The following is a 24,720-nucleotide window of genomic DNA, read 5'->3' as shown; positions in this document are numbered from 1 at the left end:
CGCGTGCCGGTAGGCCACCGTCGTAGTAGGCGTCTGCCGTGGACGGACGGTTGCCGCATCACGCGGGTGCGTACACCCTGTGGACGAACTCGGCGAGCTTGTTGTCGGGCAGCTCCTTGGCCAGGTCAGACTCACTGATCATGCCCACGATCCGGTGGTTGTCGATCACCGGCAGGCGCTTGATCTGGTTCTGCTCCAGCTTCTCCAGCGCCTCTTCAACGCTGCTGCGGGCCTCCACCCACACCAGCCCCCTGGCGAGCTCGCCCGCCGTGACCTCGTCGATGTCCTTGCCCTCGGCACAACACCTGATCACGATGTCCCGGTCGGTGATGATGCCCTTCAGCCGGTCGTCGTTCCCGCAGATCGGCAGTGAGCCGACCCCCAGGTCACGCATGATCTCCGACGCCCTGCGCAGGGACTCGTGCTCACCGATGCACTGCGCTCCCTGATGCATCACGTCCCGGACGGTCTTGCCGATTCCCTCGCCCATGGCCTGCCTCCTGAACTGGATAGATGTCGTTGTCGCCGTCTTCGTCCCCCTACCCAGCAGGTGACAGGTCAGCGACCGGGGGCCGACCAGCCGGCCTGCTCCGGAGCAGGCCCGGCAAGGCCTGCGCCTGCAGATCCTCTTGCTGGGTCCACCGGAGCTTCCACGGCGGAGGCTTCGTCCTCGGCAGCCTGGACACCCATGACGGCCTCTGCCGGAGTCTGGCCAACGGCGCCGAAGCCGCCGTCGTTTCCGTTCCCGTAACCGTCATCCACTACCAGGGAATGACCCATGAATTCGTACGGCACCCCTTCGACGACAGCAAGAAAGCCCGTCTCCAGGCTGCGACAGCGCTCAAGAAAGCATTCTCCCGGTAGGTCCTGCCGGGAGAATGCGCAGGATTCGCACCCGCCGCACCGACCGGGCGCCAAGAAAGAGAACCGGCAGCTTGACCATCGTTCATGGGTGTAGTGAGCCAGGGCAAAGAACGATGGCGGACCTGGGCTGCCGGCCCCTCCCTCCCTCCTGAGTCCAAGCTTGGCTCATAAACCCCCGACCAGGAAGGGCGCACTGTTCCTAGGAAAAACCTTCCCCCGGAAAAGTCCGACACTACCCACGATCTCCTCATATGAGAGTGATGATATCCAGCGAATGGGAGCTCCCGACCCTTCTCTGTGCTGCCGAGTGCCCAATAGTCGGCCACAATCGTCAACTATGAATTCCACGCCGGCAAACTCCCGGGGGGCTCTGGCCGACTTTCTCACCGCCCGACGAGCACTTGTCAGCGCGGTCGATTGCGACCTGCCGGCAAGCAACTGCATGCGTCGCGTACCAGGCCTACGCCGAGAAGAAGTGGCCTACCTGGCAGGAATCAGCGCGGACTACTACAGGCGCCTCGAACAAGGTCGCGTACGCACCGCGTCACCGGCGGTGCTGCAGGCCATCGGCCGGGCACTACGACTCAACGACGACCAGCAACTCCACCTCCTCCAACTGGCGCAGCACGACGCCGTCGAGCGCTGCGCCGAGGACGACAGCTGCGTCACCCCCCAGGTCCACCGCCTCCTGCGCAACCTCATCGACACCCCTGCCCTGGTCTTCAACCGCTACCTGGACATCCTGGCCTGGAACAGGCTGGGCTCAGCGCTCTTGGGTGATCTTGGCGCCATCGAGCCTCAGCACCGCAACTACGCACGCATGACCTTCCTCCATCCGCACACTCGTGGCATGGCCGTGGACTGGGAGAGCCGGGCCCAGGAAGTGGTGTCCAGCCTGCGCCTGGCCGCCGGCGCGGACCCCGATCAACCCAGACTCCGAGAACTCGTCACCGAGCTGTCAGAACGAGACCCGAACTTCCGCACGTGGTGGGAGCAGCACCTGATCACCATGCGCCCCTTCGGCCGGTGCCGGCTCAACCACCCTGTCGTCGGCCGGTTCGAGGTCGACTGGCATGCCCTCAGCAGCCTCGACAACACCGAACAGGCGATCGTGCTGATGAGCGCTCCCCCAGGCGGCCCTGACCACGCGGCGATCCGAGCGCTCGACGCCTGGGCGAAGAAGCAGCGCCTCACCGCCGGCGGCGGCAAAACCCTTATTGCCTACTAATTTTATAGGTTTTCTGCTACGGTAAAGACCGTGACGACCATGGTTCTCACCATCCGAGGTCACGTGGACTACTGCCGCGTGGCCAGCGCGCTGTGTCCCTCCTTCCGACCGCAGGCCACCCCTCTACTGGAAGGACCAAACCCATGTCATCCCTGTCCATCGCCCCCGTCGCCGGCCGCATAGGCGCCCAGATCACCGGCGTACGGCTCGGCGGCGACCTGCCCGCCGACGTCGTCGCGGAGATCCGCCAGGCCTTGCTGCGCCACAAAGTGATCTTCTTCCGCGGCCAGGAGCACCTCGACGAGCAGAGCCAGGTGGCCTTCGCCACACTGCTCGGCGAGCCCACCACGGCGCACCCGACCGTGCCCGGCCTGGACGGCAACACCCACGTCCTGGACCTGGACTACCGCAACGGCCAGAAGGTCGACCGCTGGCACACCGACGTCACGTTCGTGGACCGGCCGCCGCTGGCCTCCGTCCTGCGGGCCGTCACCGTCCCGGACGCGGGCGGCGACACGCTGTGGACCAACACCGTCACCGCGTACGAGCACCTGCCCGCCGAGCTGCGCGATCTGCTCGACCGGTTGCGTGCCGTGCACACCAACGCCTACGACTACGCCCGCCTGGCCGGTGCCGACGACCAGGCCCGCAAGTACGCCGAGGTGTTCGCCTCGACCGTGTTCGAGACCGAGCACCCGGTGGTACGCGTGCACCCCGAGACCGGCGAGCGCTCGATCCTGCTCGGCGACTTCGCCAAGCGCCTGGTGGGCCTGTCCTCGTCCACGTCGGCCGGGCTGCTCCGGCTGATCCAGGAGCACGTCACCGAGGTCGAGAACACCGTCCGCTGGCGCTGGGCGCCCGGCGACGTGGCGGTCTGGGACAACCGGGCCACCCAGCACCGGGTGGTGCACGACTTCGGTGACCAGCCCCGCCGCCTGCACCGGGTCACCATCGCCGGCGACGTGCCGGTCGGGGTGGACGGACGGCCCAGCGTGGCGCTGGCGGGCGACGCCGCCGCGTACTCGCCGATCGCCGCCTGACCGTCCCCCGGTCCCGGCCCCAACGGCGTGGCCGGGACCGGGGCGGCTGCTCACCGCCGTCGATCGCCCGGATGGAGGGGCGGCCGATGTGGGCGGAGACCAGCCGCCCCACTTGGAGATCGCACGTCTGCCGCGCGACCTGGAGCAGGCCCGTGTGGGCCGCCCTCACCACCGGCGAAGCGGATCGGCCGGTCCCAGCCCGCGGCGTCGGCGCCCCCATCAAACAGGACCCGGTGGCCCTCCACGTCTCCGTGCTGCGCGCGTTGGGCTGCCGATACCGGTTCTCATGGAGTTCTTAAGCGGGCTTTATAGCACTTTTACTTGAGCTTTATACATTGGAGACATGGAGCGCGTGCCGCAGGAGGCAGGTGCGGCCGAGGCTGTGGGAGCCGTGGCCGGGAGGGCTCGGCGGTTTGTGGTCGGGGGCGGCGTACTTGTCGTCGTGGCGCTGCTGGCGTACTGGCTCGGAAGCAGCGGTGGGAACGGCGAAGGGGCCGCGCCCAGGCCGAGCCCGACACCGACGCCCAGTGCGACGCTCACGGTGGCCGAGGTCTTCAAGAGGGTCGGACCGTCGGTGGCGGTCATCCAGGCCGGGAAGTCGCTCGGCACCGGGGTGATCGCGGCCGAGGACGGGACGATTCTGACGGCGCACCACGTCGTCAAAGGCGCTGAGGACGTCACCGTGACGTTCGCTGACGGCACCAAGGCGAAGGCCGTTGTCTCGTCGTCGAATCCCAAACTCGACGTCGCGACGCTCAAGCCAGCGGAGCTGCCGGAGATCGTCGTCCCGGCGACGCTCGGCGGCGCCGTGGCCGTGGGCGCGCCCGTCGTGGCGATCGGCAATCCGCTGGGCCTGACCTACAGCGTCTCCACCGGCGTCGTGTCGGGCCTGAACCGGACCGCCGAAGACGGCGGCCTGAGCGGGCTCATCCAGTTCGACGCCTCCGTCAACCCGGGCAGCTCCGGCGGTCCCCTCCTGAACGCTCGCGGCCTGGTCATCGGGATCGTCGTCTCGATCGCCGACCCGGGAGGCGACGAGGCGTTCGCCGGCATCGCGTTCGCGGTGCCGATCGGCGCGGCCCTGGGTGGTGGCGAAGGCGACGGCCCGCCGGGCGACGGACCTGAGATCTGACCGGATGCGTCACGAGAGGCAGACGATGACCTCGACCAAGTCCCCCGAGTCGGCCCATCCGCTCGAACATGTGCTGTTCGAGGTCAAACGCACGATCGTCGGGCAGGACGTCCTGCTGGAGCGCATGGCCGTCGCGCTGATCGCCGACGGCCACCTGCTCGTCGAGGGCGTGCCGGGCCTGGCCAAGACGCTCGCGGTGAGGTCGCTGGCCGCCGCGATCGCCGGGAGTTTCCAGCGCGTCCAGTTCACCCCCGACCTGGTGCCCGCCGACCTCGTGGGCACGCGGGTCTACCACCAGCACTCCGGGGAGTTCCGAACGGAGCTCGGCCCGGTGTTCGCGAACCTGCTGCTGGCCGACGAGATCAACCGCGCCCCTGCCAAGGTGCAGAGCGCCCTGCTGGAAGTGATGCAGGAACATCAGGTGACGATCGGCCGTGAGACCTTCCGGGTGCCCGAGCCGTTCCTGGTCATGGCGACGGAGAACCCGATCGAGTCGGAGGGCACCTACCCGCTGCCCGAAGCGCAGGTCGACCGTTTCATGATGAAGGTGGTCGTCGACTATCCGACGCAGGCTGAAGAGCAGGCGATCGTCGAGCGGGCGCTGCGTCCGCCCGAGCCGCCACAGCCGATGGTGACGTCCGAGGACCTGATCGCGATGCGGGCCCGCGCTCAGAAGGTGTACGTCGATCCGGCGATCGTGGACTACGCGGTACGGCTGGTCGCCGTGACCCGCTCCCCCGGGACGGCCGGGCTCGGCGAGCTGGAACGGTACGTCACCTACGGGGCGAGCCCGCGGGCGTCCATCGCGCTCGTCACGGGCGCCAGGGCGCTGGCGTACCTGCGCGGCCGCGACTACGTCCTGCCGCACGACCTGTCCGAGCTCGCGCTCGACGTGTTACGCCACCGCCTTGTGGTGTCCTATGAGGCCCTCGCGGACGACGTCGACGCCGACACGATCATCACCAGGGTGCTCGGAGCTGTCCGGGCGCCCGACGTCGTCCTGCAGAACCGCTGAACCATGGCCACCGCCCCCGAGAGGCTCCTGCTCCGCCTGGAGTGGAAGGTCGTCCGCAGGCTCGACGGCCGGCTCCAGGGCATGCATCGCACCGCGCACCGCGGCTCCGGGATCGACTTCACCGGGTTGCGCGCCTACAGCGACGGCGACGACGCCCGGCACATCGACTGGAACGTGACCGCTCGGCTGGACGAGCCGCACCTGCGAGTGTTCACCGAGGACCGCGAGCTGACGGTGTGGCTCGTGCTCGACCGGTCGGCGTCGATGGCGGCCGGCCGGCCGGGGCGTGGCAAGCACGACGTGCTCGCCGAGCTCGCGCTCGTCCTCGCTCGGCTGTTCGGCCGGGGCGGCAACCGCGTCGGCGCCCTGCTGTTCGACACCGGGATGCTGCGCGTCGTGCCGCCCGGCACCTCCCGGCGGCACGCGCTGCGGATCGGCGCCGAGCTGGAACGCACCGCCGAGGCGCGCGACGGCGCCACCACCGACCTGGCGGAGATGCTCGATGCGGCCGGACGGCTCGCGCGCCGCCGCGCACTCATCGTCGTGCTGTCGGACTTCATCGGCGACGGCGACTGGGAGCGCTCGCTCCAGCGCCTGGTCCGGCGGCACGAGGTAGTCGCCCTGCGGATCGTGGACACCGCCGACGACGTACTGCCCGAAGCCGGGGTGATCGTGGTCGAGGACGCCGAGACCGGCGAGCAGCTCATCGTCGACTCCGCCGACCCGCTGTTGCGGGTCCGTTTTCGAGCCGCCGTCGACGCCCGCGACACCCGGCTCGCGGCGGGTATGCGCCGGGCCGGGGTGCCCGTCCACCGCATCGACACCGACCGCGATCTGGCCCAAGCGCTCGTCGAGGTCGTCGCCCGAACCCGGGACCGGTCATCATGACCGAGCTTGCCGAGGTCATCCATAAAGACAGCACCGAGCTTGCCGAGGTCATCCATAAACACAGCGCCCTGGCCATGAGGGCGACGGAGGAGGCCTCATGACCCTGTCTTCTCCACTGCTGCTGGCCTTGGGACTGCTCGTCACGGCGGCGCTCGCCTGGGCGGCCGTCGTCTCGGCGCGCCGCAGGACGGCCGCGCTCGCCGCGGCCGGCGTCGCTGTGCCGGGCGGCCGCCGGACGTACCTCGGAATCGGCCTGACGATCGCCGGCGTCGGGGTACTCGCGATCGCCACCGCCGGACCAGCGGCCATGGTGCCGGTCCCGCGGACCGCGGGCACCGTCATCCTCGCCATCGACGTCTCCAACAGCATGGGTGCCGACGACGTCGCGCCCACCCGGCTGGCGGCCGCGCAGCGGGCGGCCCGCGCGTTCGTGGCGGCGCAGCCCGACAGCGTCGACATCGGAGTCGTCGCGTTCGAGCGGGGCGCGCTCACCACCGCACGGCCCGACTCCGACCACTCCATCGCGCTCGCGGCCATCGACCGGCTGAAGATCACCGGCGGCACCTCGCTGGGGACGGCCATCATGGCCTCGCTGTCGGCGATCACCGGCAAGCAGGTGGCCGTCGGCCGCGACGGCACCGCGCCCGACATCGGCTACTGGCCGTCGGCGACGATCGTGATGTTCTCCGACGGCCAGAACCAGGGCGGCGCAGACGTCGAACGGGCCGCAACCGTGGCCCAGCGGGCGGGCGTCCATATCCACACCGTCGGGGTCGGCACCACGGCCGGGGCGACGGTGCAGGTCGACGGCTACCATCTGCAGACCTCGCTCGAGGAGGACATCCTCACCGTGATCGCGCAGACCACCGGCGGCGCCTACCACCCCGCCTCCGACGCTGCGCGGCTCGACGGGATCGCCGACACGATCGATCTGCGGCTCACAGTATCCGACGAGCCGCTGCCCCTCGCCGGCGGGCTGATCGGGCTCGCCCTCGCGCTGCTCACCGCAGGAGCGGCGCTCACCGTGCTCCGGTCTGGACGGGTGATCTGAATGATGTTCTCGTGGCCGTGGGCGTTACTGTCCATCCTGATCATCCCGCTGATCTTCGCCATCCGCGAGTGGGCGCGGCGCCGCCGCCGGCGGGCCGCCGTGCGCGTCACCTCGATCGCGCTCGTACGGAGCGCCCTGCCCGGCCGTACCCGCTGGACGCGCAGGATCCCCGCGGCACTGTTCACAGTCGGGCTCGCGCTGCTCGCGGTCGGGGCCGCGCGACCGCAGGCGTCGCTGCCGGTGCCGAGGACGTCGGCGACGATCCTGCTCGCGCTCGACACCTCCGGCTCCATGTGTTCCACGGACGTCGACCCCAACCGCATCACCGCCGCGAAGAAGGCCGCCGCGGAGTTCATCGAGTCGCAGCGGGGCGGGCCGCGCATCGGCCTGGTCACCTTCGCGGGCACCGCGGGTCTGCTCGTCCCTCCCACCGACGACACCAAGTCGCTGATCGAGGCGCTGGACGGCCTCACCGTGTCCCGCGGCACCGCGATCGGGCAGGCCATGCTCACCTCGATCGACGCGATCGCGGAGGCCGACCCGTCGGTCGCGCCCACCGGAGCGAACCCCGGCAACGGCGGGGAAGGCTACGCCGGCGCCGCGATCATCGTGCTCACCGACGGCGCCAACACCCAGGGCGTCGACCCGCAGACCGCCGCCCAGGAAGCAGCCCTGCGCCGCGTCCGCGTCTTCACCATCGGCTTCGGCACCACGAGCCCGGCCCCGATGGTCTGCGACAACTCACAGTTCGACGGCGGCTTCGGTGGCTGGGGCGGGCGCGGCAGATTCGACAGCGGCCGCAACGTCCGCACCATCGACGAGCCCGCACTCAAACGGATAGCCCAAACCACCGGCGGCTCCTACCACCGCGCCGAGAACGCCGGCCAACTCCAAAGCGCCCTCGACGCCCTTCCCGGCAGCTTCACCGTCATCCACCAACGGGTCGACACCGCCGCCGCCTTCGCCGCCGGCGGCGCCATCCTCATCACCGCGGCCCTGTCCCTCTCCCTCTGGTGGAACCGCCCCCGGACCCCGACCCGCTGACAGCACCTGTAGCCGGACCGCTCCACCGGTCCCCCGCCCGTTCGCGCCGTCCGCGTCCGCTGGTGGGGCCTGGACCACACGACCGGACACGTCGGCATCGGCCTCAGGAGGCCGGCGGGCAAGACGAAACGGATTGGGAGTACGGCCCTTACATGATCGAGATCTCTCGCGAGCGTGCGATCTTCATGAGAACCTTCGGAACGGAGACAACGCGGCAGGTCCGCCCGGTGTCGGTGCTGAAGGACGCCACGGAGACGTACTGGGAACTTCTCCTGGCCCACCGCAAAGCCAAGGGGGCTCAAGGCCCGCCGACACTCCCGAAGGCCTCCACCGATCCGCGCTGCACGACCATTAGCCGCCCCTGAACAGGGCCGCCAGGTCCGAGCACCGGAAGCGGCGCGGCCGCCATACCCTTCTCGCAGTCACTTCTGCAAGAGCTCGCGCACCTTCCCTGCGACCTCAAATGCACTTACCGCACCGGGGTCAAGCCATGCGGCAATCTGCACCAACGTAAATATTATAGAGCCTAATAAGACTAACCCGTGAGCTTCGGCCGGCAACACACTCGTGTAATTCACCAAAATCCAGGCTGCGGGAACAGGCAGCAGAATGGTCAGGCATTTGGACAGCCCTCTCCTGATTGCTCCGACACCGGAAACAGCAAGCACCTCATCCGAATCATTGATGATTTTGTTCCATTCTCCTGCGAGTATGCAAATAGTTGCACGAGCAAAGAAGTCTCGCATGTCGAGCAGATTTTTATCGCCGCCGAGCACAGCCCTTGGCTTGAACTGACGAATCCGGAAGGCGAGTCTGTCACCCAACTGTCGGATCTCTCTATCGATCCGTCTCACCCCTGTCTTTTGAGACTTCACCCAGACCGTTTCAAGAATGTTGGCTGCAGACTCCAACTCATCCACCAAACCTCTCCCGGCCCGACTGGAAATGTATGCGCCTTCCTTTGCTATATCGTCGAGCAACTTCGTCAGATGTATTAATTGATATATCGACAGCGATAATGCCGCCTCGGTAGCGCTATAAGCATGCGATGACTGCCCGGATATTTTGTGACCGATCCAGCCTAGAATGGCCACTACGATCCACACCAGAGAGACGCCATAGAGCACCTCCAACGTACTTCCAATCGCTGCTTCCCAGTACACCGCCTGCAGCTGCTGTGCCCCTGAGCTTGAACCCAAGCTGCTGAAGGCAGCTTTTAGCCGGTTAGCAAGACCGACGACGACGGGACCTGCAACCGCAGGCTGGAGCTGGGCGACGAGTAATAGAGCGAAGAGCCCTGCGCGTATGAGTCTGAGGTAGCGGTCGGACACCAGGCGCTGCACTATGGCCGCAATCGGTATACAGAGACCGCACAGCAGTATAAATGCTGTCGCCGTCCAGATGTTCAGTGCGAAAGCAGCAATGGACGGGATGACTACGAAGACGATTCCAACAGCCATCACCAGGATTGCTTGGATGCCGAATATGGCGTGATTCCGCTCGAAAAACGGATCATCAAGGGGGTGGCGACGCCATTTCGTAGCCAAGAGACACCGAGTGCAATCTTCGATTGCATCGCGAGCCTTAAGTCGATGTCCCGGATCGAGCGCCGAGATAGCCGACAGGCGCTCGGCGTCGCGCTTTACCCGCTCCTCAATTTCCGCATGTTTTCCTGGAGCTAGATTCTCCCATTCAGCCTTTAACCTTCGTGCACCCTTCCTTGCATCAAGGGCTATTTCCTCGACCACTTCCTTCAGCATCAGGCAGGCCACATATAGTGACCAATTTCTGAATGACGACAGCAGGACTTCAATCTTGTTCTTTAACGTCGGGACATTCAGCCTTCTCTGCGTTGGCGACCGGTCGGTGTCGAAATCCATAGTGAGCATTGTGCAGGACAGGAGCCGCCGAGGTGGCGTGTTGCAGCCACTTTTTCCGTTGAAGTGTCTGCATCGGCGCGCCTGTTAACAGAGGGTGCGTGGGGCGCTGGCCGCGACTGACCGGAGAGCAGCGGCGCGGCCGGCGACCGCCCGACGCGCGGCAGGCCGCCGCAGGCGGGCAGCCCTTGATCACGTGTAGATAAGTGGCTTTCTGATCGTGCTGGCCCATTGAGCCTAGACAGGCAAGGTGCAGTGCCGTCTATGCAGTGCCGTCCGACATCACTCTTGTCAGTTTCAACCGTCGATCGTGCTGCTGAGACTGCCCCTTGAACAGCAGGCTGTCGCGGCCCGCGCGTTCCGCGGCGCTGGCACTACGTCGTGCTGGTGCTGAACTTCCTGTTCTTCGGCTTCTTCTTCGTCAACTTCATCGCCGACTTCGTGGGCGACCCGCTCGTGACGTTCTGAGCCGTCAGCCCCGGCGGGTGGACCAGGCTCAGGAGGACGCCGATCTGGGCGGGTGACAGCGGCATGCCGCTGAGCAGCTCTTTCATGGGGATCATGGGTCCAGCCTGATGGAGATCGCGACGCGGGGTCCAACACCGGAAAGGTCGGGATTAACGCGGATCTGTTGTTAATGTTGCCGTGTGGACCTGCATCCCCGGCTGCTCAGGGTGTTCGTTACCGTCGCCGAGGAACTGCACTTCGGCCGCGCCGCCGCCCGCCTGTACATGGCCCAGCAGGCGCTCAGCCGTGACGTGCGGCGGCTGGAGGAGCAGCTCGGGGCGGCGCTGTTCACCAGGTCCACCCGGCGGGTGGAGCTGACCCCGGCGGGAGCGCGGCTGCTGTCCGGAGCCAGGCGGCTGCTCGCGCTGCACGACGAGCTGGTCGCGGAGCTCTCCGGCGCTCGGGGGCCGCTGCTCGTGGACGTCAACATGCAGGGGCACGAGCCGCCGCGGCCGCTGGTCAGGGCCAGGGAGCTGGCGCCGGGAGTGGAGATTCTCGCCCGCTTCCACGGCGGGCTGGCCTCCGGGGTAGCCGCCATGCGGGAGGGGCGTCTCGACGTGTCGTTCGGCCGGTTCGCCGGGCTACCCGCTTACATGCGCAAAGGGCTGGCCCAGGTGCCCGTGCGGCTGGATCCGCTCGCCGTGCTGGTACCCGAGGACCATCCGCTGGCCGCGCTGGAGGAGGTGCCGCTCGGCGTGCTGGCCGACTTCCCGCTGGACGCCATGGCAGGCAACCCCGCCACCACCGAGTGGACCGAGTTGGGTGAGCGCTTGGCAGAGGAGTTCCGGCTCACTTTGGCCACGCCACACGCGCCGCCGGTCGGATCCCACGAGATGGGCCTCTACCTGCAACGGCACCGAGAGCCCGTGCTGGCCACGGCGAAGATCGGCGGGATCCCCGGCGCCGTGGTGCGGCCCCTGGTCGATCCCATGCCGCTCACCCTGGAGAACCTCGTCTTCCCCGAGGGCCTGCGGCATCCGGGTCTGGACGCGCTGCTCCAGGCCGTGACGGAGTTCCAGAGGGTGGGGGGCTGGCTGCGCCGGCCGCCGCACTCCTGGCTGCCCGAGGCCGACGAGGCGGTGCTGAGCGGTCGGGACCCGGTCACGGGGATGGCCGTCTCCGGGGGCCAGCAGAACCGCCATCCACAAGACACACCGAAGATCATCTAACTGGAGTGTCACTCACCTCTGGAGCCGGATCCGTCGCGCAGGTCCTGAGACCTGGAGGCCTAGACAGCTAGCTGTTGATCAATCCGGTCGATCGATCGTGCCAGCAGGTTTGCGTCCACAAGAGTGGTGGGTTGCGTCCGCGGACGTCGTTACGAGTTTGACCTGGCCACAGGCGTGGCGTCGTCTCGGCAAAGCGGCTGAGAGTGGCACGGTGGAGAAATCGGGAAGAGCATTGTCATGACAGACATCCGGAGCGATCGTGCCGCCCTCTTCGCTTGCCTGCAGGATCCTGTCACACAGCCCGGCTTCTGGGCTCGCGTGGCGGACGACGTGGATTGGACTGTGGAAGGCACACACCCGCTCGCCGGGGGATACCGCAGCAAGAACGAGTTCACCGCCGCGACGTTCGCCCGCCTGGCGCGGGTGCTCGATGGCGGAGTAAAGCTCACGGTGGAACACCTGTACGTGGATGGCGACACCACGGTCGCCGAGCTGGTGTCCACGTCGACCACCAAGGAGGGTGCACCGTTCGACAACCGTTACTGCTGGGTGTGTCGCTTCGACGGCGACATGATCGCGGAAGTACGCGCGTATCTGGATTCCGCCATGGTCGGATACGCGGTCCTGCGCAATGAGCTCAGCCGGCAGGCTGGGTAAGGCCCGGATGAATGACTGCGGCGCGCCCGGCGGGGCCACCGCCAGTCCCATGGTGGTCACCGATCACGGTGTAGCGCCGCGCCAACTCCTTCGACGTCATCATGCTGACCCGGTAGACGGTGTCCCTCTGCTGCCTGCACTCCGGCCAGCTCGTCACCGGGCACGTCAGCGCCAGCACGCTGACCATCGATGTGGAGGAAGGCCCGCGCACGGGCACCGCACCACCGACCTTCCGCGCCGCAATCTCAGAGCCCGCAAGGTCGACCATGCTTCCTAGATCGCCCGTGGTCCATGTCCTCGGACAGAAACGTCAGGCATCTCATAGGACTAGACATCTTGCTGATCTCGGGCGCTGTCCTGTCAGGCCACCAGAAAGGCCGCCGAGCGGTGGCGGCCGGCGGCACCACAGCCGCGAGCCGCTACACCTCCGTGAGGACGTAGAGCAGAGCGTTCATGCTGGTTCCGCTGACGATGTCGCGCTTGTCGATCAGGCGGCGGATGTCCGTCAGGGGGACCCACTGGATGCGCTCCGCCTCCCATGCCTCGGTGGGCGGCCCGATGTGCTGGGCGCTGTCGGCGCGGAAGATGTAGTGCTCGGAGTCGGAGATGCCGTTGGTCGGCTGGGTGTAGAGCAGCGGCCGCAAGGGGCCGGGTCGCCAGCCGGTCTCTTCTTCGACCTCGCGGGCGGCGGCCGCGATCGGTTCCTCGCCCTCGTCGATCTTGCCTATAGGGATCTCCCAACCCCAGGTGTCGGTGATGAAGCGGTGACGCCAGATGAGGAGTACGCGGTTCTGGTCGTCGGTGACGACGGCACCCGCTCCCGGCGCGGTACGAATGAGCCGATGATCGAGATGCCTTCCGTCCGGAAGCTCCACGTCGGCCACCCGCACGTCAAGCCAGCGGTCGGTGTAGAGCGGTTCTTCGGAGTGAACCTGCCAGCGCATGCGGCTGCTCCCCTGGGTGGACGCCTGGACCGGCACCACGCTACAAGGGGATGCCCGTCAGCTGCCTCGCTCGAGCGACATACGCCTTGACCGGTTGCGTGTCGTACGCGCTCAGGGCCGTCGTCACCGACTCGATTCGCTCGGCAAGGCGCTCCGGCTCCATGCCTCGGTGCAGTCCCGCTGGTTTGCTCGCTGCCCCGGCTCCGGCGCCTATCACGGTCCGGATGCCCGCTGTGCGGGATCAAGCAGGTTGCAGCCCCGCCGCCGGTGGAGCCGCAATCGGAAGATTCTCGCGGGTGGTCCGATCGGGGGTGGCGACCCTGCTCGTCGTCGCGCTGGCCGGCGGAGGCACGGCGTACTACCTGTGGGGGCTGACGATCCGGCCCAGTGGGAATAGAAGGTCGCGGCAATCGAGGACCGGTTCGCCGGTGGGTTCCCCACCGGAGGAGCGCTGATCACCGGCAGCTCGTACATCGAACAATGGGTCACCCCTTGAAGACCATGAACATCGGCATCGGCGGCACGAAGGCGGGCGACCACATCGCCTACCGTTGATGCGCCGGGAAGGCCTGTACTCCTCACTGATCTCCAGTTGGCGGACCGCGCGGGACCACGGGGCCGCCGAGGCGCCGGCCCGCCCGGCCGGCCGGCCGAAGGCCGACCCGCGGGACAAGCAGATCGACGCGCTGCACGCGGAGGTCGAGCGGCTGCGCGCCGAGCTCGGCAAGACCCGCCAGGTGATCGAGGTGCAGGGAAAGCTCTTCGCGTTGCTGGATCAGCTCGCCACCAGCAGCGAGACCCCGCCGGATCGGGGCGAGCAGTGACCGGGGTCATCCAGACGGCCCAGGCTGAGGCAATCACCGGCCTGCACCTTTGCCCTGTCGCAGCAGGGTATCGAAGCGGAGGGCAGCCTGAATCGGGAGACGCCGAGGAGGGCGGACAGCAGCCCTGACAACGCGGAAGGCCTCGAGTGGCGACACGCTCAAGGTCAACTGTCGCCGGTCTTGCTGGGGATCATACTCGGGGTGCCCTGCGGCTGGTGCTGCTTGCAGGCCTCCTCGGCCTTCTTGAACTGCGGTGTGTCGGGGCGGTCGTCGTCGTCGAGTTTGAAAGCGCCGCTTGTGTCGGGGTCGGGGAACGACGGCACGCCGTTGCTGCGCATGCACGCGGCGTACTTGCGTTTGTCCGCCGTGGACCAGTTCTCGTCGGCCTCGTTCCGCAGAAATGGAGTGGGCATGACGTCCTTGCAGGCTTCGGCGGCCTTCTTGAATGCCGGGGAGTTGAAGTCGATCTCGTCGTCTATGGCCGCGCCTGGCGCCGGGTCCTTGAAGTCAGGCACGCCGTTCTCGCGGACGCACTTGGCGAAGGCCACCAGGTCGGCTTGGCTAACGACCAGGCCTCGCCGGATTCCTGGCCGCTCCCGCAGGCCGTGCCGGCCACTGCGAGTGCGGCCAGCGCGACGGCCAGCCCGACGGCCGGCGCGATGTTCCTGCGCGAGCGCTTCTGACCAGGGACGTTTTCCATATCGAGCTCCCATCGTGGGTGGTTGGGGTCGCCCGGTCGCCGTAGCTACCGGGCGGGGAGTTCACTTCCGGGGTACAGGGGTGCTGCCGATGAGTCCCGTGCTGCAGTACGACACGAACTCGGTGGCGCAGTTGGCACGCACGGGAGGGATCCGCGCGTGTTGCCGACGGCGAAGAGCGCGCCATCGATCGCGGCGTTTACCTGCTTGGTCCACAAGAGAGACCGCTTCGTGGCGATGTCTGGCCGGCACCAGCGATCCGCCGGTGTGGCGGACCTCTGTCCAGTGCATTGGCAGCGGCCGACCGGTGCACTGGGTGGAGAAGCCCCTGGTCCCCCGATGTACCGGGTTGCAAGACGCTGCCGGTAGGCCCATGGGCCGAGCCGAGCCGGCTGCGCTCTTCGTTGCAGAGGACGGGCTTATGCGTGTTGCCTGCCCAGGGAGTTCCTTCAGGGCGGCGGGCGACGCGGTGTCGCCCTCTTCTCGTATCTTCTGGGCCCCTGGCGAACTGCGATCCCCGATGGCTTCATGGAGCGCGCCGGCGTCAGGATTGGCCGCAGGTCGCAGGGCAGATCTTGGCCTCGGGGTAGCGCGATGACGGTTTGTCCAGGAGGGGCTGGGGCTGGGCCTTCAGGTGCTGGTCGAGGAAGGCTGCCACGTACGTGCGGGTGAGCTCGGCGGCGCGCGCCGCGGGCAGGACGCCGTAGGCGGGCTTGATGCCGAGGGCGTCCGCTATGAGCGGGCCGTCGGTGAAGGACTGGTGTTCCGCGCCCGACAGCACGATCCAGCATTTCCAGCCGGTCAGCAGTTTCCAGTCGCGGTCCCAGGAGGTGTCGCGGCCGCCGGGGACGTGCTGCGCCGATCCCAGGAACATGAACGGCCGGGTGAACCCGGTCTTGGGGATGCGGGCGTAGGTGGTGCCGTCCATGTCGATCCCGGCCCGCACCCGGGAGTCCTTCACCATGGCCGCCATGGCGCTGGCACCGCCGATCGACTGGCCGGCCATCGCGATTTTGGAGCGGTCGATCCGGTCGGAGCCGTCCCACTTCGATGGCAGCTGGTCGAGCACGAAGGAGACGTCGGCCGCCCGGCCGGCGACCACCCCCGTGCCGAAGCCCGGGTCGGCGTCGCTGTCGCAGGCCAGGCATTCGGCGACCCGCCCGTCGGCCAAGGTCGTGGCGTAGCTTTCGTAGGTGTGGTCGATCCCGGCCACGACGTACCCGCGGCTGGCCAGGTCCTCGGCCAGGGACGTGAGCGTGCTCATCGGATTGGTGAAGCCGGGGGAGACCACCACCAGCGGAAGTTTGCGCCCGGTGGGTTCAGCGTCTTTGATGGCGTTCGTGCGGGTCTTGCTCAGCGTGTCGTCCGGGATGCCCGCGATCCCATAGCGCCTCATGGCGAGCTGCGCTTCCTTCGGTGTCATGTACGGCGCGCGCTGCCCGTCCCGCTGCTTGGCCGGGTACCACAGGGTGACCTTGAGCTCCCTGGCGGCGACGTCGAGGTTCCACGGATCGGGTCGGGAGGTGTCTTTCAGGTGCAGGGCGGTGGTGCCGACCGGGTGGGCGCCGGTGGGGGCGGGCAGGGTGGCGGGGCCGGTCGGCGTGGCTGACGGGGCGGCGGAGCGGGGCGGCGTGGGTGTGGAGCAGGCGGACGCGGCCAGGACGGCCAGTCCGGCGGCGACTGCCAAGAGGTGTCTCATCGATGAGGTCCCTTCACTTGTGCAGCAAGGCCAGCGCCTTGGCCAGGGCGGGGTCGCGCCCGGCGGCCGCGTCCTTCGGGGTCAGGGGCACATGGTGGTCGGGGGGCACGCCGATCCGGTCGATCACCTCGCGATTGGGCCCGAGGTGGTGCCTGGTGGGGAAGCCCAGCGTGGTGTTGTTGCTGAGCAGGTACGACTGCGACGGGCCGGAGATGACGCCGGCGGTTCTGGTGCCGACCAACTGGCCGATGCGCAGGTCCTTGATCGCGGAGCTGACGTGCTCGCAGGCTGAGGCGCAGCTGCGGTCGCTGAGAACCGTCAGCGGCAGGTCGATCAGTTCGACGGTGTCGTCGGTGCGCAAGGTCTCGCACTTGCCGTCCACGGTGCACAGGTAGGCGGTGACCTTGTCGTGGGCGAACGCGCTGACCAGCCGGGTCGCCTCCGTGACTCTGCCGCCGCCGTTGCCGCGCAGGTCCAGCACGACGCCGGTGAGGGTGCGGCCGGTGCGCAGCCTGGAGATCGCCTTGAAGACCCTGTCCGCTGAGTCGGGGGCGAACCCGCGCATCCGTACATAGGCGATGTTGCCTGCCAGCAGCTTCGACTGCACCACCTGCAGAGCGGCCAGGTCCCGCTGGTAGAGACCGGGCTTGAGCGTCACGCTCCAGCGGCGGCCGGTGCTCTGCCGCAGGAGCCGCAGCCGGACCGGGCGCGCCTCCGGATATCGCGGGTAGAGGGCGGCGATCGCGGGGGTGGCCTTCCCGGCGATGAAGGGCGCCGATCCGTTGATCGATTCGATGATGTCGCCCGGGCGCAGTCCGGCGGCCTGCGCCGCGCCACCCTGCACGGTGGTGACGAACAGCGGGGGAAGTGCGACGCCGGGGTTGCCCTCCACCTGCGAGCCCTCGACGTTCGCCTGCAAGCCCAGGCCGTAGCCGTCACCGTCGTGGTAGTCGGGGTGCCGCTTGACGTCGTGCGTCCAGCGGGCGTGGTTGTCGCCGAGGGCGGCCACGATGGCCTCGAGGGTGACGACGGCCAGCTTGTCGCGGAGGTCGGGGACCTGATCGGTGGTCTTGCGGTAGACGGTCTCGAAAGCGGTCCAGTCGGCTTTGCGGTCACCGGTCAGCGCCGGCATGGTGGCCTCGGGCACGTCGCGCCCGTTGCGGTTGAGCTCCTGCGTCAGAGCGACGAATCCGGCGAGCAGCAGCGAGCGGGCGTCCAGCGTGGCGCCGCTGTAGTAGTTGCCGAGGATGCAGAAGTACGCCTGCTCGATGACGTCGATGGTGGTGGGCGTCTCCGCTCCGGAGGGTCCCCGGGGCTTCGGGCAGGCCGTACTCGCTGCCGTGCTCGCCTGGCTGCGCGGTGGCGTCGGCGCCGTGCAGGCCGCCGCCAGCAGGAGGGCGAGAGCGGCGGCCGCGGTCCTGATGGCGGTCATGACAGGCGCCTGCGGATCCACCAGAAGGACAACCAGGTGAGGCCGAGGGTGAGGAGGGCGTAGATCCCGGTCTCGATCCACTGGAAGGGCCAGAAGCGCTCAAGGGGCTGGTAGGTCGCCTTCTGCCGGTAGCCGAGCCGGTTGACCTCGGCCATGCACGCGTCCATGATCGCTGATGCCGACGGTGCGCAGGGTCCCGACGTGGTGGAGACCGGGACGGCGGCTTCGCCGCCGCTGCCGAGCGTACGTCCGGACGGATCGACCAGGCTGCCGGACAGGACCCAGGCGCCCGCGTGGCCGGGAACGGCCGACCTCAGGCGAATCTCCACAGCTCCGCCTTGGTCCCGGTTTATGCCGATGCCGTCCACGTTCGCCTGGCCGAGCTCGAAGGTCGACGTGACCGGGGGCATCAGGTGGGGACGGACCAGCAGCGGCATGGCGAGCTGGATCGCGGCGAAGACGGCCAGCGTGAGGGCCATGGCGGGCAGGGTGCGGCGCACCAGCATGCCCACGGTCACGCCGAGGACGAAGGCGAAGGCCGCATACCCCATCGGGGCGATGCCGCGCGCGCCGAACACCAGGGGAGCCATCAGGGCGAGGTCGTCGGGGGCTGACATGTCCAGGGGGCCGGACCACCAGGTCACCATGAGGCCGCACAGGCAGGCGGCGGCCATGGCGACCAGGCCGGTGAGCCCGAGCTTGACCGCCAGCCAGCGGGTGCGGGTGATGCTCTGGTTCCACACCATCAGGTGCGTGCCGGCCTCCAGCTCGCGGGTGATCAACGGTGCTCCCCAGAAGAGCCCGACGACAGCGGGCAGGAGCAGCACGACGAGGCTGACGGCCATGAAGGGGAGGTCGTGCCCGCCGAAGAAGCGGTCGAAGAACCGGCCGCAGGTGTCGTCCTGGGTGCAGGCGGCGATCCCGGCGGAGTAGCGGGAGGCCAGGTCCGGGCCGGTCAGGGCTAAGACGATGGCGAGTATGACGAGTACGGCGGCCATCATCGCGGCCGAGCCGCGGAATTGGCGCCAGGTCAGCCAGATCATCGCTGCACCTCCAGGGCGACGCGCCGGTTCTCTTCGGTGCGCTTGTCCATGTAGGCCAGGACGAGGTCCTCCAGGCTGAGCTGGGTGACCGTCCAGGCGGGGTCGTGGATCGGGGCGTCGGTACGGATGACGAACGTGCTCTGCCGGTCGGTGTGACGCGCCGAGACCACATGCTGGTCGGCGGGCAGCCGGTCGGGGTCGCGCCGCGGGCCGGTGAGCCGGTGATGGGTGGCCAGCAGCTGGTCGACCTCCCCGGCGACCTGCACGCGGGAGTCGACCAGGACGATCAGGAAGTCGCAGACCCGTTCCAGATCGGAGACCAGGTGCGAGGACAGCACCACGCCGAACTCGTGCTCGACGGTGGCCTCCATCAGGTGCTGCAGGAACTCCCGGCGCGCCAGCGGGTCGAGCGAGGCCACGGGCTCGTCCAGGATCAGCAGCTCGGGCCGCTTGGCCAGGCCCAGGGTGAGGGCGAGCTGGGCACGCTGCCCGCCCGACAGCTTGCCCGCCCGGTGCGTGGGGCTGAGACCGAGCCGCGCGATACGCTCCCGCGCCCTGGCGTCGTCCCAGCGGGGGTTGAGCCGCGCCCCTAACCGCAGATGTTCGGCGACGCTCAGTCCCGCGTAGACGGGGGTGTCCTGGGCGACGAACCCGACCCTGGCCAGCTGCGCGGGCGTGCTTCCCGGCCGACCACCCAGCACGGTGATGCCACCCGCCGTCGGCTCCAGCTGGCCGCATGCCAGCTTCAGCAGCGTGGTCTTGCCGGCCCCGTTTGGACCCACCAACCCGACGACATGGCCCGCCGGTATGTCGATCGTGCACTCGCGCAGCGCCCAGCGCTTGCCGTATTTCCTGCCCAGTCCCTGGGCCTGCAGGACAGAAGTCACGCTATGTCCTCCTGAGAGGTGGTCCGAAAGGTGGTCATGAACAGGGCCTCGATGCTCTCGTCGTCGAGGCCGGCCCGGCGGGCCTTGGCCAGCCAACGCCGCAGCTCCAGCCGCAGCGGGCCGTGCGCGGCCAGCGAGGCGCCGGTGAGCGTCGCCGTCACGAACGTCCCCACCCCCGGCCGGGCGGCGACCAGGCCCTCGTGCTCGAGTTCCCGGTAGGCCTTCAGGACGGTGTTGGCGTTGATCGCCAAGTGCGCCACGACCTCCTTGACGGTCGGCAGCTGGTCGCCCTCGCGCAGCAGGCCGAGCCGTAGCGCATGCCGTACTTGCTGGACCAGCTGCAGGTACGGCGAAACACCGGACCTGCTGTCCAGATAGAACTCGATCACTAGGCACTCCATATATCTAGCTTGCTAGTACTTTAGACTCCTATATGTTAATGGCGCGTAAGGATCGTTGCCTCGGTATCGCCCGGCAGTCGAAGCGGTCCGTCTCTCCTCAGCCCGACTGCGGCACTACGCCGGGGGCAAGTCTTCCCTCGCCTCGCCGAATGACTGCCGCGCCATGCCATCCTTGATCTGACACCCGCCGAGCTCCTTGCCGGCTGTCTCGCATCGGGCGGGGGGAATCGGGCGGTTGTGGGCGTAGAGCGATGGCCACAGAGTCATGAGCCAAGGCGCTGGAGGCCGACATCGGTGCCCGATTGGACGCCGAGATGGCCGAGCAGGGCTCGAACCGGAACCTACGGACCAAAGTCACGAGCTGATGGGGCACCTTTGACCATTGGCTCTCACCGAACCCCTGGTCGGCGCGCAACTTGTCTCCAGGGAAGCACGTGACGGCGCGGGGATGTGACCCGACGTCGTCACGCACAGTTGACTCGATGGCGCGCAGGCGCCCGCTGCGCCGGCGAGAACACGTAGGCCCACGGGCGGGAATCACAGAGCGGGCGGGAATCACAGACGGTCCCGCGAGTTGGTCGCCCCGCGCACCGACTCGTGAGACCAGTGGCCCTCGCGTGATGAGCGACTGCCTACTCGGCGGTGGGAGGCGACGGCTTCGCGTCCGTCCGGCCTGCGGCCAGCACCACCTCACACTTCTGCCCCATACCGCCAGAGGCGTGAGTGACCTCGTAGGACAGCACCATCGACGTGCTCGGATCGACGATCAGCCGGCCCCGGGTCGGCTTGTCGTGCTGGATCGGGAACGTGACCGCGACACCCGCCCGACTCCGCGGATCCTTGGCTCCCTCCTCCACGGTGACCGTCGGCAAGCCGGCCAGCACCCGATAGGCCGCCGCCCATACATCCGGCGAAACCGGCAGCTTGTACAGCAGCGAAGCCAACGTGATCGGCAGACCGTCCGCGACGAAGCTCTCCTCTCCGACACCGGCCCGGACTGCTTGAAGCACCCGCTCCTTCAAGGCGGCGGGGTCGGTGGGCAGCGCCTTGACCTGCTCAAGGGAGAGATCCTCGCCGGCGAGCATGAATCGTCCGCCCTCCGGCACGGGAGTGAGCCGGCTCCCGCCCTCGGCCGTGGAGAGGCGACCGTCCTCGACCTTCCACTCGGTGGGAGCGCCGTCACGGCGCCAGGCCGCTTCGTCGAGCGGTCGCGCGGGCAGTTCCTTCAGCCCCGTCCAGGCCCGCCCGCCGGCCCAAACCCAATGCTCGACCAGCCGCGAGCTCTCCAGCCGGTACATGTTGCGGTCCTTGCCGTACAGCTTGTCGGAACGGAACGTGTACACCCGCTTCACGTGCCAGTACTCGCCGGTCGAAGCCGCCTCGGCTTTGGTCGCGGCAGCCAGCAGGATCGTATGACCGGAGAGCGGGGGCCGCTTGGGCTGCTCGTCAGGGCGCAGGGCGGGGGCGACCACGATGGCGGCGGCCAGCGCGGCGGCGCCGGTGAGTGCCACCATGCCGGCCTTCCACGGCAGACGGCGTCTGGTACGTGCCCGCATCTTCGCCTCGATCCTGGCCTTGGCGAACGGGTCTGTGGGGAGGTCGTCGTACAGGGTGCGGACCTGGGTCAGTTCCTGCGGCGTCAGCTCGTCCACGCCATGCCTCCATGGGGTTGGCGCCGCCAAGAGCGGCGCGCAGCTTGGTCCTGGCACGGCTCCACCGCGATCCGACCGTGCCGTACGAGATGCCGAGCGCGACGGCGATCCCCTGGTGGGACAGTCCGGCCAAGGCCATGAGCAGCAGCACGTCCCGCTCGCCCCGTCCGAGTGAGGCGATGGGCAAGGCGGGAGCCGGGCGCAGGCTTTGGGCCTGACCTGCTCCGCCACACGCTCCTCAGGCCCGGGGAAGTCGGCTCCGGGACCGTGCCGCTGCCTGGCACGCAGCGCTCTGACCTGGGATCGGCGATGCTTGCCGACGAGGTCGGTGGCGATGCCGTACAGCCAGGTCCGGACGCTGGCCCTACTGGGGTCAAAGCGCGTCCGCTTACGGAACGCCGCCAGGAACGTCTCCGCCACCACGTCCTCGGCTTGGGCCGGCCCGAGGCGCTGGGAGACATACCTGAAGATCTCATCGACCCCGAGCGCTTCGCCAGCGGCGGTACTCCCACCCCGCCCGCCCTGCCCGGCCCTGCCTGGATCAACAAACCCAAGGCCGAAACACAGAACGAGGACGCCACAGAGAAGTCGACACAGAATTAGTTCAGCTCAACTGCCTTGATCAATTGACAGGTACCGGAATGCGGCAGCACGGCGACAAGGAACACGACGGTCTTCGGGTTGGACACGCTCATCACGGTGATGGAGGCTTTCGCTGGATGTGTGCTTGATGTTGCATGTTCGGCTCCAGTTGCTTTCTGATCTTGGAATGTTCCCTGTCGGGTCTCATCACCTGCGTGACACATCGTGCTCAGGGACGTACGTGACACTCCGCTGAGTGTTGGCGGAGTTGAGCGTGGTCGAGCACCCGCGCACGTCACCGACCCGGACGCGGGTTCAGCGCCACTTCTTCGGTTGCGCCGTCAGCCCACGATCAGGTATTCCCGGGGCAGTACGTAGCGGCGGTCACGCTCGCGCAGCGCCAGGGCAGAGCCCAGCGTGAGGGGGCCGGTCCGGCCGATGAACATCAGCACGATCAGCAGCAGCTGCCCTGCCGCGGGAAGGCCGGCGGTGATGCCCAGGGACATGCCGACCGTGCCGAAGGCGGAGATGGCCTCGAAGAGCACCTGGTCCAGCGTGTGTGGGCTGAATACCACCAGGAAATAGGTGGAGATCGCGACCAGGCTCACCCCCATCAAGGTGATCGCGATGGCTTGGCGCTGGGCGGTGGAGGGGATCTGCCGGTGGCCGATGTTCACATCGGCGTACCCGCGCATCTCGGTCCACACCATGAAGAGCAGCACCCCTAGAGCGGTCACCTTGATGCCACCCGACGTTCCCGCGCTGCCACCGCCGATGAACATCAGCAGATCGCTGACCAGCCAGCTGGAAGGGTTGAGCTGCGACAAATCGACGGTGTTGAAGCCGCCGGTGCGCATCACGGCGAGGAAAAAGCTGGCCATGAGCTTGTCCAGGTCCCCCAACGGCCCCATGGTCTGGGGGTTGCGCCACTCGGTGACCAAGAAAATCAGCGTGCCCATCGCAAGCAGAACGGCGGTGACGCCCAGAGTGAGGCGGGTGAGGACCGACCAGCGTCGGGGGTGGCGCCACTGCCGCCACAACTCGAACGCGACGGGAAAGCCGAGAGCGCCCACCAGGACGGTCAGCGCGATGGTCAGGCAGATCCAGGGATCGCCGGCGAAGCGCACCAAACTGTCGGGCCACAGGGCGAAGCCGGCGTTGTTGAAGGCCGACATCGAGTGGAAAGCGCCCAGGTACAGGGCGTGGCCGAAGCCATGGTCGTAGGCGGTGGCGAACCGGATGCTCAGCACGATCGCCGCAGCGGCCTCGCAGGTCAAGGTGAACAGGACAATGTTGCGTATCACGCGGCGGAGGTCCGGCGTGCCCAGCGCCTTGCTTTCGGCCTGGGCCAGCAGCCGGGCGCGCAGCCCGAGGCGGCCCGAGACCAGCAGCGCGAACACCGTGCCCAGCGTCATGATCCCCAGTCCGCCGGCCTGAAACAGCAGGGCGATCACCACCTCACCGAACACCGACCACGTCGAGGCCGTGTCGACGACGACCAGGCCGGTCACGCAGACTGCCGAGGTCGCGGTGAACAGGGCGGTCAGCCAGTCGACCGAGCCGGGTGCAGCGGTGGCCATCGGCGTCTTCAGCAGCAGCGTGCCGATGAGGATGGTGAGGGCGAAAACGCCGACCACGACCTGCGCGGGATGTTGGAACTTGCCGAAGAGACCGGTGAACCCGACGGCTGGGCCGCCCTTCCACCTTCGCGTCCTCATGCCCAGTCTCACTTTCGGGCGCAGCCGACCGGCGCGGTCACGGGGACGAGCCGCCAGCAACGTGGTGAGCTTTCAGGAAATCTTGGCACTTGAACCGCCCGCAGGGATTAGGCAAGCGCATGATCAGCCCTGCGATCACAAACGCCCCACCTGCGCAACCGCCCTCGCGCCCGAACGGCGGACGACACTACGCGGGGCCGGACACCCGTGCGGGCTGGCGGCTGAGCCAGCGCCTTGCCGCAACGCCTTTATCAATGTAACCCGCCCGGACTCCGCAGAGGGGTAACGAGCCGCCGTGGCGGAACGTGGCCGGAACATCTGCACCAGGTCCACAGGCGACGTACTGATCATGCGCGCCCGGCGGTCGC

At 68.0% G+C, this 24,720-nt stretch carries 26 protein-coding genes and 2 pseudogenes; 13 read left to right on the top strand and 15 right to left on the bottom strand.

Features of this window, described 5'->3' with window-relative positions; all coding sequences use genetic code 11:
- Nucleotides 1-58: 58 nt before the first annotated feature.
- Complete coding sequence (locus EDD27_RS03480; RefSeq protein WP_127931038.1) at nucleotides 59-490, bottom strand: CBS domain-containing protein; 432 nt, start codon at nucleotides 488-490, stop codon at nucleotides 59-61.
- A 23-nt stretch (nucleotides 491-513) separates the two neighbouring features.
- Between EDD27_RS03480 and EDD27_RS55260 the strand changes: the two genes are divergently transcribed.
- The 9 genes from EDD27_RS55260 to EDD27_RS03435 all read left to right on the top strand — a co-directional run bounded on the left by EDD27_RS55260 (nucleotide 514) and on the right by EDD27_RS03435 (nucleotide 8,627).
- Nucleotides 514-864: an alpha/beta hydrolase fold domain-containing protein gene (locus EDD27_RS55260; protein WP_206641215.1), complete on the top strand. Its 351-nt coding sequence runs from the start codon at nucleotides 514-516 to the stop codon at nucleotides 862-864.
- A 274-nt stretch (nucleotides 865-1,138) separates the two neighbouring features.
- On the top strand, nucleotides 1,139-2,092 hold the full coding sequence (locus EDD27_RS03470) for an MmyB family transcriptional regulator (protein ID WP_127931037.1): 954 nt from the start codon (nucleotides 1,139-1,141) through the stop codon (nucleotides 2,090-2,092).
- A gap of 143 nt (nucleotides 2,093-2,235) precedes the next feature.
- A complete protein-coding gene (locus tag EDD27_RS03465) occupies nucleotides 2,236-3,132 on the top strand; it encodes a TauD/TfdA dioxygenase family protein (protein WP_127931036.1) in 897 nt (298 codons plus the stop codon).
- Nucleotides 3,133-3,475: 343 nt separating this feature from the next.
- The gene (locus EDD27_RS03460) at nucleotides 3,476-4,264 is read left to right on the top strand and encodes a S1C family serine protease (protein ID WP_127931035.1); all 789 of its coding nucleotides are present in this window, start codon (nucleotides 3,476-3,478) and stop codon (nucleotides 4,262-4,264) included.
- A 25-nt stretch (nucleotides 4,265-4,289) separates the two neighbouring features.
- Nucleotides 4,290-5,279, top strand: coding sequence for an AAA family ATPase (locus EDD27_RS03455; protein ID WP_127931034.1), 990 nt, complete (start codon nucleotides 4,290-4,292; stop codon nucleotides 5,277-5,279).
- Between the two features lie 3 nt (nucleotides 5,280-5,282).
- Nucleotides 5,283-6,167, top strand: a complete 885-nt coding sequence (locus tag EDD27_RS03450; RefSeq protein ID WP_127931033.1) for a DUF58 domain-containing protein — start codon at nucleotides 5,283-5,285, stop codon at nucleotides 6,165-6,167.
- Nucleotides 6,168-6,264: 97 nt separating this feature from the next.
- Nucleotides 6,265-7,218 carry a VWA domain-containing protein gene (locus tag EDD27_RS03445; RefSeq protein ID WP_127931032.1) on the top strand — a complete coding sequence of 318 codons (954 nt, stop codon included), beginning with the start codon at nucleotides 6,265-6,267 and terminating at the stop codon, nucleotides 7,216-7,218.
- The gene (locus EDD27_RS03440) at nucleotides 7,219-8,262 is read left to right on the top strand and encodes a VWA domain-containing protein (RefSeq protein ID WP_127931031.1); all 1,044 of its coding nucleotides are present in this window, start codon (nucleotides 7,219-7,221) and stop codon (nucleotides 8,260-8,262) included. It abuts the gene before it with no gap.
- Nucleotides 8,263-8,414: 152 nt separating this feature from the next.
- Nucleotides 8,415-8,627, top strand: a complete 213-nt coding sequence (locus EDD27_RS03435) for a hypothetical protein (RefSeq protein ID WP_127931030.1) — start codon at nucleotides 8,415-8,417, stop codon at nucleotides 8,625-8,627.
- Between the two features lie 57 nt (nucleotides 8,628-8,684).
- Here the strand turns inward: EDD27_RS03435 and EDD27_RS03430 are convergent, their stop codons facing one another.
- Entirely contained in the window at nucleotides 8,685-10,142 is a 1,458-nt protein-coding gene (locus tag EDD27_RS03430; protein ID WP_127931029.1) for a hypothetical protein, read from the bottom strand.
- Nucleotides 10,143-10,513: 371 nt separating this feature from the next.
- Nucleotides 10,514-10,702: a hypothetical protein gene (locus EDD27_RS53890; protein ID WP_164903461.1), complete on the bottom strand. Its 189-nt coding sequence runs from the start codon at nucleotides 10,700-10,702 to the stop codon at nucleotides 10,514-10,516.
- A gap of 84 nt (nucleotides 10,703-10,786) precedes the next feature.
- Here EDD27_RS53890 and EDD27_RS03425 point away from each other — a divergent pair, with 84 nt between their 5' ends.
- Nucleotides 10,787-11,815 carry a LysR family transcriptional regulator gene (locus EDD27_RS03425; protein WP_206641214.1) on the top strand — a complete coding sequence of 343 codons (1,029 nt, stop codon included), beginning with the start codon at nucleotides 10,787-10,789 and terminating at the stop codon, nucleotides 11,813-11,815.
- 237 nt (nucleotides 11,816-12,052) lie between these two features.
- Complete coding sequence (locus EDD27_RS03420) at nucleotides 12,053-12,472, top strand: nuclear transport factor 2 family protein (protein ID WP_127931028.1); 420 nt, start codon at nucleotides 12,053-12,055, stop codon at nucleotides 12,470-12,472.
- On the opposite strand, the gene EDD27_RS03415 is transcribed toward EDD27_RS03420, so the two are convergent.
- Both EDD27_RS03415 and EDD27_RS03410 read right to left on the bottom strand, forming a co-directional pair.
- Nucleotides 12,453-12,740, bottom strand: a complete 288-nt coding sequence (locus tag EDD27_RS03415) for a hypothetical protein (protein ID WP_127931027.1) — start codon at nucleotides 12,738-12,740, stop codon at nucleotides 12,453-12,455. The two genes, EDD27_RS03420 and EDD27_RS03415, sit on opposite strands and share 20 nt — an antisense overlap.
- 151 nt (nucleotides 12,741-12,891) lie before the next feature.
- A complete protein-coding gene (locus tag EDD27_RS03410) occupies nucleotides 12,892-13,416 on the bottom strand; it encodes an NUDIX domain-containing protein (protein WP_127931026.1) in 525 nt (174 codons plus the stop codon).
- A 554-nt stretch (nucleotides 13,417-13,970) separates the two neighbouring features.
- Between EDD27_RS03410 and EDD27_RS03405 the strand changes: the two genes are divergently transcribed.
- Entirely contained in the window at nucleotides 13,971-14,240 is a 270-nt protein-coding gene (locus EDD27_RS03405) for a transposase (RefSeq protein ID WP_127931025.1), read from the top strand.
- Nucleotides 14,241-14,404: 164 nt separating this feature from the next.
- On the opposite strand, the gene EDD27_RS03400 is transcribed toward EDD27_RS03405, so the two are convergent.
- Complete coding sequence (locus EDD27_RS03400) at nucleotides 14,405-14,788, bottom strand: hypothetical protein (RefSeq protein ID WP_127931024.1); 384 nt, start codon at nucleotides 14,786-14,788, stop codon at nucleotides 14,405-14,407.
- Between the two features lie 9 nt (nucleotides 14,789-14,797).
- On the opposite strand from EDD27_RS03400, the gene EDD27_RS57605 reads away from it, so the two are divergent.
- Complete coding sequence (locus EDD27_RS57605) at nucleotides 14,798-14,923, top strand: hypothetical protein (RefSeq protein ID WP_277750686.1); 126 nt, start codon at nucleotides 14,798-14,800, stop codon at nucleotides 14,921-14,923.
- 559 nt (nucleotides 14,924-15,482) lie between these two features.
- On the opposite strand, the gene EDD27_RS03395 is transcribed toward EDD27_RS57605, so the two are convergent.
- From EDD27_RS03395 to EDD27_RS03365, 9 genes and pseudogenes are all read right to left on the bottom strand, one after another.
- On the bottom strand, nucleotides 15,483-16,637 hold the full coding sequence (locus EDD27_RS03395) for an alpha/beta hydrolase family protein (RefSeq protein ID WP_127931023.1): 1,155 nt from the start codon (nucleotides 16,635-16,637) through the stop codon (nucleotides 15,483-15,485).
- Nucleotides 16,638-16,650: 13 nt separating this feature from the next.
- On the bottom strand, nucleotides 16,651-18,069 hold the full coding sequence (locus EDD27_RS03390) for a S41 family peptidase (protein ID WP_127931022.1): 1,419 nt from the start codon (nucleotides 18,067-18,069) through the stop codon (nucleotides 16,651-16,653).
- Nucleotides 18,066-19,112, bottom strand: coding sequence for an ABC transporter permease (locus EDD27_RS03385; protein ID WP_127931021.1), 1,047 nt, complete (start codon nucleotides 19,110-19,112; stop codon nucleotides 18,066-18,068). The genes EDD27_RS03390 and EDD27_RS03385 overlap by 4 nt, the downstream gene beginning before the upstream one ends.
- Nucleotides 19,109-19,999 carry an ABC transporter ATP-binding protein gene (locus EDD27_RS03380; protein ID WP_127931020.1) on the bottom strand — a complete coding sequence of 297 codons (891 nt, stop codon included), beginning with the start codon at nucleotides 19,997-19,999 and terminating at the stop codon, nucleotides 19,109-19,111. Before EDD27_RS03380 ends, EDD27_RS03385 begins: the two co-directional genes overlap by 4 nt.
- On the bottom strand, nucleotides 19,996-20,388 hold the full coding sequence (locus EDD27_RS03375) for a GntR family transcriptional regulator (RefSeq protein ID WP_164903460.1): 393 nt from the start codon (nucleotides 20,386-20,388) through the stop codon (nucleotides 19,996-19,998). Before EDD27_RS03375 ends, EDD27_RS03380 begins: the two co-directional genes overlap by 4 nt.
- Nucleotides 20,389-21,032: 644 nt before the next feature.
- Nucleotides 21,033-22,052 carry a CU044_5270 family protein gene (locus EDD27_RS55255; RefSeq protein WP_206641212.1) on the bottom strand — a complete coding sequence of 340 codons (1,020 nt, stop codon included), beginning with the start codon at nucleotides 22,050-22,052 and terminating at the stop codon, nucleotides 21,033-21,035.
- 88 nt (nucleotides 22,053-22,140) lie between these two features.
- A pseudogene (locus EDD27_RS56260) lies at nucleotides 22,141-22,191 on the bottom strand (hypothetical protein); the annotation flags it as partial.
- 212 nt (nucleotides 22,192-22,403) lie between these two features.
- Nucleotides 22,404-22,472, bottom strand: a pseudogene (locus EDD27_RS56255) (RNA polymerase sigma factor); the annotation flags it as partial.
- Nucleotides 22,473-22,975: 503 nt separating this feature from the next.
- On the bottom strand, nucleotides 22,976-24,352 hold the full coding sequence (locus EDD27_RS03365; RefSeq protein ID WP_127931018.1) for a TrkH family potassium uptake protein: 1,377 nt from the start codon (nucleotides 24,350-24,352) through the stop codon (nucleotides 22,976-22,978).
- Nucleotides 24,353-24,720 lie beyond the last annotated feature (368 nt).

It is taken from the genome of Nonomuraea polychroma (assembly GCF_004011505.1).
GTDB lineage: Bacteria > Actinomycetota > Actinomycetes > Streptosporangiales > Streptosporangiaceae > Nonomuraea > Nonomuraea polychroma.
The sequence above is the reverse complement of the archived record's forward strand: the minus strand, read 5'-3'. Positions and strand labels throughout refer to the sequence as shown.